The sequence below is a fragment of the Methylobacterium oryzisoli genome, assembly GCF_046557895.1.
Lineage (GTDB): Bacteria > Pseudomonadota > Alphaproteobacteria > Rhizobiales > Beijerinckiaceae > Methylobacterium > Methylobacterium oryzisoli.
In genome coordinates, this window is the sequence record NZ_JBKIBX010000118.1 from 1 (window position 1) to 1,262 (window position 1,262).

Genomic DNA, 1,262 nt, shown 5'->3' on the forward strand with positions numbered 1-1,262 from the left:
ATAGGCGAAGCCGTGCTTGCGGACGTCGTCGGCCCGGTAGACGTTGCGCAGGTCCACCAGCACCGGCGCCGCCATCGCGCCGCGCAGCCGCGCCAGATCCAGCGCCCGAAACGCGTCCCACTCCGTCACCAGCACCAGCGCGTGCGCTCCCTCCGCGCACGCATACGCGTCCGGCGCGTACGTCACCCCGCTCAAGAGGCCCCGCGCCTGCTCCATCCCCTCCGGGTCGTACGCCACCACGCTCGCCCCCGCATCCTGCAGGCCCGCGATGATCGACAGCGACGGCGCCTCGCGCATGTCGTCGGTGTTGGGCTTGAACGTCAGACCCAGCACCGCCACCCGCTTGCCCCGCACGGACCCCCCGCAGGCCGCCACGACTTTCCGCGCCATCGCCCGCTTGCGGCTGTCGTTGACCGCCACCACCGTCTCCACCAGACGCACCGGGCTGCCGGCATCCTGCGCCGTCTTGACCAGCGCCAGCGTGTCCTTGGGAAAGCACGAGCCGCCATAGCCCGGCCCGGCGTGCAGGAACTTGCCCCCGATCCGGTTGTCCAGCCCGATCCCGCGCGCCACCTGCTGCACGTCGGCCCCGACCTGCTCGCAGAGATCCGCGATCTCGTTGATGAAGGTGATCTTGGTGGCGAGAAACGCGTTGGCGGCGTACTTGGTCAGCTCGGCGGTGCGCCGGGAGGTGACCAGGATCGGGGCCTGGTTGAGGTAGAGCGGACGGTAGAGTTCGCTGATCACCTCGGCGGCGCGGGGCTCGTCGGCGCCGATGACGATGCGGTCGGGGCGCTTGAAGTCGGCGATGGCCGCGCCCTCGCGCAGGAACTCGGGGTTGGAGGCGACGGCGACGTCAGCTTCGGGGTTGGTCTCGCGGATGATGCGCTCGACCTCGTCGCCGGTGCCGACCGGGACGGTGGACTTGGTGACCACGACGGTGGGGCGGGCGAGCGCGTTTGCGATGTCGCGGGCGGCCTGGAAGACGAAGGAGAGGTCGGCGAAGCCGTCGCCGCGGCGGGACGGGGTTCCGACCGCGATGAAGACGGCGTCGGCCTGTGCGACGGCGGGCCTAAGATCGGTGGTGAAGGTGAGGCGGCCCTGGCGGGTATTCTCGGCCACCAGCGCGTCGAGGCCGGGCTCGAAGATGGGAATGCGGCCTGCATTGAGGGCCGCGATCTTGGCCGGATCGGTGTCGACGCACACGACGTCGTGTCCGAAATCCGCGAAACAGGCTCCCGACACCAGGCCGACGTAGCCGG

General features: G+C 70.5%; 1 protein-coding gene. It reads right to left on the minus strand.

Annotation, left to right across the window (positions count from 1 at the left end; genetic code table 11):
• Positions 1 to 1,262 (minus strand): UDP-glucose dehydrogenase family protein (locus tag ACKUB9_RS34290; protein WP_407531165.1); only part of this gene is annotated, 1,262 nt, incomplete at both ends.